General features: G+C 43.1%; 4 protein-coding genes. All 4 read right to left on the bottom strand.

Features of this window, described 5'->3' with window-relative positions:
* Positions 1 to 422 precede the first annotated feature (422 nt).
* Positions 423 to 1,544, bottom strand: coding sequence for a hypothetical protein (locus tag CIK89_RS04250; RefSeq protein ID WP_144007342.1), 1,122 nt, complete (start codon positions 1,542 to 1,544; stop codon positions 423 to 425).
* A 257-nt stretch (positions 1,545 to 1,801) separates the two neighbouring features.
* Entirely contained in the window at positions 1,802 to 4,861 is a 3,060-nt protein-coding gene (locus CIK89_RS04255; protein WP_094390206.1) for a type I restriction endonuclease subunit R, read from the bottom strand.
* Between the two features lie 51 nt (positions 4,862 to 4,912).
* Positions 4,913 to 6,079, bottom strand: a complete 1,167-nt coding sequence (locus CIK89_RS04260; RefSeq protein WP_094390207.1) for a restriction endonuclease subunit S — start codon at positions 6,077 to 6,079, stop codon at positions 4,913 to 4,915.
* A gap of 2 nt (positions 6,080 to 6,081) precedes the next feature.
* On the bottom strand, positions 6,082 to 7,590 hold the full coding sequence (locus tag CIK89_RS04265) for a class I SAM-dependent DNA methyltransferase (protein ID WP_094390208.1): 1,509 nt from the start codon (positions 7,588 to 7,590) through the stop codon (positions 6,082 to 6,084).
* Positions 7,591 to 7,758 lie beyond the last annotated feature (168 nt).

Genomic DNA, 7,758 nt, shown 5'->3' on the forward strand with positions numbered 1-7,758 from the left:
CTGGGAATATCCTCCGCAATGTTCAACTCAGATTAATAAATGTGTTTTAGTTAGAACCGATTCTCACGTTAAACGAGAACGTCCAGTTGATGATTGTAAAATTGAAATATACGCTCATTGTTTTCTTATGCGAAGGGGAAAAGAAAACCGGCACCGCGCCAAGGCTTCTGTCCTTCGACTGGTGCAAAATTAGATGATTCCTCAAACGTATGCTACAAAAAAATCCCCCACGTTTCCATTTGGGGGATTTGGGGGATGTGTTTTGTGATTTTGGGGGATATCTTAGGGGGATGCCTTTCGGAATTTTTCTGGATTTGTGGCATTTTACGGTATATTATCAACAAAAATTACCAAATACCAATCCTTTTTGGGGGATTTGGGGGATGTGTTTTGTGATTTTGGGGGATATCTTAGGGGGATGCCTATCGGAATTTCTCTGGATTTTTTGTGGTTATACATTTGCCCGGTTTGGCATATTTAACATCTTGAAACTCAGTATCAAGCGCCAATGCTATCTTTCGGTACTCGTCACAACAGGGAGGCGCTGTTGGGTCATGCATCGTCCAATTCTTATAATCTTTATTCTTAAAATAAGTGTCAACTTTCTTAAAGTCTTCTTTTGAACATTTTAATCTTTTTGAAAAAGCTGCCATGATTTGGTCTCTAAATTTTTCCTGCGTTTTAGTTGCTAACCATTTCTTGGTACTAAACACCTTATGCACAATAAACCAGTGCTTCTGCGCACTTATCGTTTTGTCTTCCAAGAAATCACCAAGTTTTCGGATTACCTTATCAACATCTACGTTTTCTTTGAAAATAATATTTGTAAAGACAGGCTCTTTCTTTAGTCTAAGGTGTCTCTCTGCAATTTGCAAAGCCAGATACTTATCCAAAAAAGCAATAACCTCCGTATCTTCCTTATCTTTCTTATCGAAAATGCGACTAACCAATACGGCGATTTTTCTACCTGTTTCGTGATATTCTTTTCCATACTTTGTTTTAAACAATTCATCACGCCTTTTGTCCACCATAAAATTTTTCCGTTCGTTCTCATCAGGATGGGCAAAAGCAAGATCACTATCGTCTTGATTATATATCATTTCCAAACGTTCTTCGTTTTCTTTTCTATACCGCTCAAGGTTGTTATTGAAAACGTTATTATAATAATCCTCTCCAAGGTGTGACTGCCGAAAACCTCCTTTTGCTTCATCAAGCATAAAGATGATAGATTGAATTATCTTCTTCGCCTCGCCTTGTTTGTATTCAGCATACTGCTTCAGGTTAGGTGTAAATGTGGCAGAAATATCGGAGAATTCCTTTCTTCTATCATCCACCATTGACCATAGAATACCTTCTTTGAGTTGTATTAGTTGTTCATTCGCATTGTCGATGAAACCGTCCAATACTCCACCCCAGCACTCCATGATTTTTAATCGGTTGTGTTTCATCTCTTCTTTCTGTAAGAGGTTAAAACATACTGAAAAATCAGCTGAACAGGATTTTAAGTCATCAATCGTTTCTTGGATTTTTGTTGATATATTCATTACAAAAGTTGTTTTAGGTTCTTTAAAGAAACGGCATGAACAATCCTGCTTTGCCAGCATTCAGGCACCTGCAAGAGCCATCGGTAAGACACAACAAGTATTGCCCACGCCGTGATAGGAGTGAACGCCTTGCTGTCAACGTCTTCTTACCGAATTTTTGAATTTGCAGGTTCTGAATACTGTAGAAGTGTCAGTTTTCAGCGTTAATCAAATTCTTCCTTTTTTTTCTTTTTCGTATATTTTTTGAGTTTTGGTTATTATTCTACGTTATTGTCATCATCTGCCCAATGGTCGCATTGACGCATCACTGTTTCTAGCGCCTTTTTTGCACCCTCAGGTGGATATTTGTATTTTTTGAGTAGTCGCTTCACCATTATACGCATCTTCGCCCTTGCCGACTCTTTGCGATTCCAGTCGATGGTGCGGTTGCGTCGCAACACGTCTGTCAATTCTTTGGTTAGCGCCACAAACTGTTCATCTGTATAAGCCTGACGCACACCTTCTGGAGTGGAGAGTGCATCATAGAACGCTTTTTCTTCTGCTGTCAGTCCAAGTTTATTGCCTTGTTCGTCCGCTCGTTTTATCTGTTCCGCCATTTTCAGCAACTCCTCTATTACCTCCTCGTTGGTGAGCAAGCCTTTTAGATAGTTGGACAGACTCTTTTCGAGCATATCCGAGAAGCGGTCACTTTGAGTGACGTTGGTTTTCTGCTGCATCTTGATTTTCTCTCTCATCAGTTTTGCGAGCAGTTCTACGGCAAGATTGCGCTCCTTCATGTTTCTAATCTCCTTGATGAAAGCTTCGTCGAAGAGTGAGAACTCCAACTGCCGGTCGCCAAAAAGGTTGATAACTCCTTCGCTATTGACACTCTGGCGCAGCAAATTGCTAATACGCTCGTTGATTTCATGGCGACTAATCTTGCCCTTTTGTGACAGTTTAAGCAACATTACGCGCAGCGCATCCATGAAGCACATCTCTGTTTTCTGTTTCTCGTCGAGTAGAGATCGACAGAGCGTTGCGGCATTATGCAGCTGTGCGCTGTGCTCCATGAAGTTTTTCTTGTTCTGTTCCATGACTGGCGACATCAGGAAGTTAGCACCTCCTGTAATGGCTGATGCTCGCTTCGTGTTGTCTTGTTCAAAGAAACCAGTATAATCGAAACCATGTAATTGGTCACGACAAATCTCTATTTCTTCCTTCCATTTCAGCAGGGCTGTCTTGGCAATATCGGGATCACCAAAGCGTCGGCGGTCACGGTTAGTATATTGCTGCATGGCTTTTTTCAATGCCTGTGCAATACCCACGTAGTCGATAATCAGTCCACCTTCTTTCTTTTCGCCATCATCTGCCTGGAACACACGGTTCACACGGGCAATGGCTTGCATCAGATTATGACCGCTCATCGGTTTATAGACGTACATGGTGGCGAGTGATGGAACATCGAATCCCGTCAACCACATATCTCTTACGATGGCAATCTTCATGGGGTCGTCGTTGTCTTTGAATTTACGAGCCAACTCCTTTCTATAGGCTTCATTACCTATAATAGGTTGCCAGTCTTGCGGGTCTGTATTTGCACTGCTCATCACCACCTTCACCTTCTCTGTCCAGTTAGGTCGCAGTTCCAGCATTTTCCGATAGATTTTGATGGCGATGTTTCTTGTCAGCGCCACGATCATAGCTTTACCTGTGAGTTCGTGTTCACGGTTTTCTTCGTAGTGCTTGATGATATCTTTGACTAAGGTGTCAATCGTAGCATCTTCGCCCAATAGTACTTCCAGTCGGCTATGCTCCTGCTTTGCCTTTTTGATCTGTTCCTCGGTAGCTCCCTCGTCTGAGAGCTTGTCAAACTCATCATTGAGCAGTTTTAGTGTGTCCTCGTCAAGGTTGAGGTTTACCACTCGGCTCTCGTAATAAACAGGACGTGTGGCGCCATCGTTCACGGCTTGAGTCATGTCGTAAACGTCGATATAGTTGCCAAAAACCTCTTCTGTATCTCGGTCTCGGTCGCTGATAGGAGTACCTGTAAATCCGATAAACGAAGCACCGGGCAAAGCCTCGCGCATCTTCTGGCTGAATCCCTTCTTCATGCTCTGACTCTTGGTGTCCCAATGCTCATCGCCATATTGCGAGCGGTGGGCTTCATCGGTCATGACGATAATGTTGCGTCGGGTAGAGAGTGCCGTATCGCCTTCTTCAAATTTCTGAATGGTGGTAAAGATGATTCCTCCACTCTTGCGGTTGAGCAACAGATTGATGAGGTCATCACGGCTCTGTGCGTTGGTGGGCTCTTGACGAAGGAAGTCTTGACATCGGCAAAACTGGCCATAGAGTTGGTTGTCGAGGTCTTTGCGGTCGGTCACCACTACGATGGTCACTTCGGGCAGTCGCTGCACCAGTTGGTGGGCATAGAATACCATCGAGAGGCTCTTGCCCGAACCTTGCGTGTGCCAAAACACACCAATTTTTCCGTTACCTTTCACTGCCGTATAGGTGCGCTCCATGGCTTTTCCCACGGCATAATACTGATGGTAGGCAGTAAGAATCTTGGAGTATTTACCCTGGTTCTTGTCGAAGCAGATATAGTTTTGCAGAATGTCCAGCAAGCGCTCTTTTTGGAACATGCCGAGGAAAAGGGTGCGGTAGTCGGCAACGAGAGTTGACTCATAATTGCCATCCACGGTTTTCCATTCCATGTAGCGTTCCTGTTTGGCGGTAATAGTGCCGACACGTGTTTCGCTCATGTCGCTAATCACGTTGAACGCATTATAAGTGAATAGGCTCGGAATATCTTGTTGGTAGTTTTTTATCTGCAAATAGGCATTATCGATGGTTGCATTTTCGTTGATGGCACTTTTCAGTTCCATCACTACAAGGGGCAGTCCGTTGACCATCACCACCACATCACAGCGCTTGTTCTTAAATTCACTCACGCTCCATTGGTTCACCACCTTAAAAAGGTTTTGTTCCGGATGGTCAAAATCTATAAGGCGCATCAAGGTAGTTCGGCTTTCACCATTCTTATTTACCGTCACCTCCACGCCGTTTTGCATCCATTTGGTAAACTGCTCGTTGTTTTGTTCAAGTGTACCGATATGGATAGTGGTAATCTTTCCCACTCCTTCTTCCACAGCATCGGCTGGCAGTTCTGGATTTATCCGTAGCATCGCGGCATCCAAGTCGGCACGATAGAACGGCTCGGTGTAGTTGCGATCTACCTCATAGCCACACTCATACGCATAGCCGAGTTCGTCTCTGAACAGGGCAATGAGCGTTTGCTCGTATGCGTCTTCGGTGAATTTCTTGTCGTCTGCCATATTGTTAATATTTTATATTTTCTTTCTCGTTATATTTTTTCGTAGTTCCCGTTATTCCGGGACTTCTATCTCGCCTGACATTAAGCGAGGGAGAAGGGTGTCGCGGAGAAGGGAGAGGCGGGAGTTCTCCTTTTGAATTGCTGCAATTTTATCAAAGAAAGGTTTTACCTTATCTTGAAATTCATATATGCTTTCCTTATCAGGGATAACCAATTCAAAGTCATGAATATCCGATGGCTTCACATGAGGTTGAACAGCACCTGTTTGCGCATGCTTTAATAATTTAGAGTTCACCTTTAAGAAGCAATACACAAAATAGAAATTCTCACACGAAATATCTATAAATGAACAGTCTGATGCCCAGACAGGAACATGATACATTCTCATGAAACCCGCATTTGCTCCAGAACCACTTACGGTAATTACAGGTGCTCCAGTGTTCGCTACATTATGATAGCAAGAAGGTTCTAAACCTCCTGCAACAACAGGAACACCTTCATCAATAGCATTCTTTGTAAGCAAGTTTTTGCCTCGCTTAAAATTGCATAGCTCCCCAAGCGTTCCTACTTTCCATCCTTCCGGAATCATTCCTAATTCACTATCCACGAACTTACCATCCTTGAAAGGCTCAAAGTCAACGAACCAATTCTTGAAAATAGCCTGCGCCATCTCCTCCAAATCAGCATTGATCTTGTTGTTCAACTCTATCTTCCGGTCGAGAGAAGAAAGGATGGAAGCAATGCGGCGCTGGTCTTCCAAATTAACAGGAATCTTTATATCAAATTTGCTCAAACTATCAATAGTCAAAGCTTTTTGGGTAGATCCTATAGCCTTTGTATTTATCTCATTTTTCCCATAAGGTGATAGAAACCAATAATAAAGATATTCAACATCTAATCCATTAAAATGTCGAAACCATGTCAAATTCCCGTCTTTGAAATAAAATTCTTCTTCCTTTATTACATAAGGAACCCCAAGAGTACCCACAGAAGTAAGCAATAATTCTCGTTGTTGTGGAACTCCATATCTGGCTTTTATCTCTTCATACCGATTTCTTGAGATGAAAAGTTCATTAGAGATTGCATTTCCCTTTTGCTTTGCTATAATTTCCTTACCTCTATAAAAGGGAACTCCATCAGACTGGTATTCCTTTGCAAAGATTCGCTTACTAGAAGATATTTCACACAAATCTCCAAGAGTATCTTCTTTCCACTCCATACTTACACCTCCCATCCAATTTTCTTCAACTGCAATCTGATCTCTTCTTCCTGCTTCTTGCTTTCCTCAAAGAGAGTTTTCAGTTCTCCGGTAAGATTCGTCATTTTCTCCTCGAAAGGCACTCCGTCGTCTTGGTCTTCGGCGATTCCTACGTATCTTCCAGGAGTCAGAATGAAGTCCTGAGCAGCAATCTGTTCGGTGGTGCATACGGCACAGAAGCCCTTTTCATCCTCTAGTGTTCCCTGCTGGAACGCATGGAAGGTGTCAGAGATTTTTTTAATATCCGTATCAGGCATCAACTCACGCAGTTTGCGAGTTACCATCGTGCCCAGATTGCGGGCGTCGATAAACACGGTCTTGCCCTTCTGTGATTTATTGCGATTGATAAACCAAAGGGTTACGGGTATTTGAACGCTATAAAACAGCTGTGAAGGCAAAGCAACAATTCCCTCTACCAAGTCGGCTTCGATAATGGCTTGGCGAATCTGTCCCTCGCCGCCAGTATTACTTGAAAGCGCACCGTTCGCCAACACCAAACCAATTTTTCCGTTTGGTGCTAGATGGTGAATCATGTGTTGTATCCACGCAAAGTTGGCATTGCCTGCCGGTGGTAAACCAAACTGCCAGCGCACGTCTTCCTGAAGCGCACTCTGCCCCCAGTCGCTGAGATTGAAAGGAGGATTGGCAAGAATAAAATCTGCCTTCAGTGTGGGGTGCTGATCATCGAAGAATGTGTCGGCAAAGACTTTGCCAAGATTACCGTCCAAGCCACGGATGGCAAGGTTCATGTGTGCCATCTTCCACGTATCGGGATTTGCTTCCTGTCCGTAGATACTGATTTTGCGTAGGTTTCCCTTGTGACGCTCTATGAATTTGGCACTCTGCACAAACATACCGCCCGAACCGCAACAGGGGTCATAAACTCTACCCTCGTAAGGCTCTAATATCTCAACAAGCGTGCGAACAATGCAGGAAGGCGTATAGAACTCGCCACCATTTTTGCCCTCCAGGCTTGCAAACTGCTGCAGACAGTATTCGTAGGTTCTGCCCAACAGGTCTTTCTCATCGCCAGCATCGTGCATCTCTATGTTGGTAAAGAGATTTACCACATCACCCAAACGGCGCTTATCAAGTTCCGGACGGGCGAAGTTCTTTGGCAGAATACCCTTCAATCTTTCGTTTTCACGTTCAATAGCGGTAAGTGCTTCATCTATTACCACGCCTATTTCCGGTGTGTGGGCAGCAGCACTAATCTTACTCCACCGAGCCTCTTGTGGCACAAAGAAAACGTTATCGGCTGTATATTCGTCTTTATCTTCAGGGTCAGCATATTCATCGTCTTGCAGTTCCTTGAATTTCTGCTCGAAGCGATCACTAATATATTTCAGAAAGATTAGTCCGAGCACCACACCCTCGTATTGTGAAGCACTGAGGTTACCACGCAGAATATCGGCTGCTTTCCATATCTTTTCTTCAAAGCCAATGCTGATAGTATCTTGTTTTTTTGCCATTGTATTTTTATCGTTACGTTGTACTTTTTATTATGACTACAAAAGTAGTAAATATTTTCGTAAAAACAAAAAGAAAAGATAAGAATAACGAATTTTTTATTTTCTTTTATCGGTTTCTTTTTTGTCGTATTTTTAGCAAAATACATTACAATAGAAAATTTTTTGTTT

The organism is Prevotella sp. P4-119, from assembly GCF_002251345.1.
GTDB lineage: Bacteria > Bacteroidota > Bacteroidia > Bacteroidales > Bacteroidaceae > Prevotella.

Bases quoted from the DNA above. Each gene is read 5' to 3' on its own strand.
- CIK89_RS04250 (WP_144007342.1), bottom strand. From the start codon at position 1,544: ATGAATATATCAACAAAAATCCAAGAAACGATTGATGACTTAAAATCC.
- CIK89_RS04255 (WP_094390206.1), bottom strand. From the start codon at position 4,861: ATGGCAGACGACAAGAAATTCACCGAAGACGCATACGAGCAAACGCTC.
- CIK89_RS04260 (WP_094390207.1), bottom strand. From the start codon at position 6,079: ATGGAGTGGAAAGAAGATACTCTTGGAGATTTGTGTGAAATATCTTCT.
- CIK89_RS04265 (WP_094390208.1), bottom strand. From the start codon at position 7,590: ATGGCAAAAAAACAAGATACTATCAGCATTGGCTTTGAAGAAAAGATA.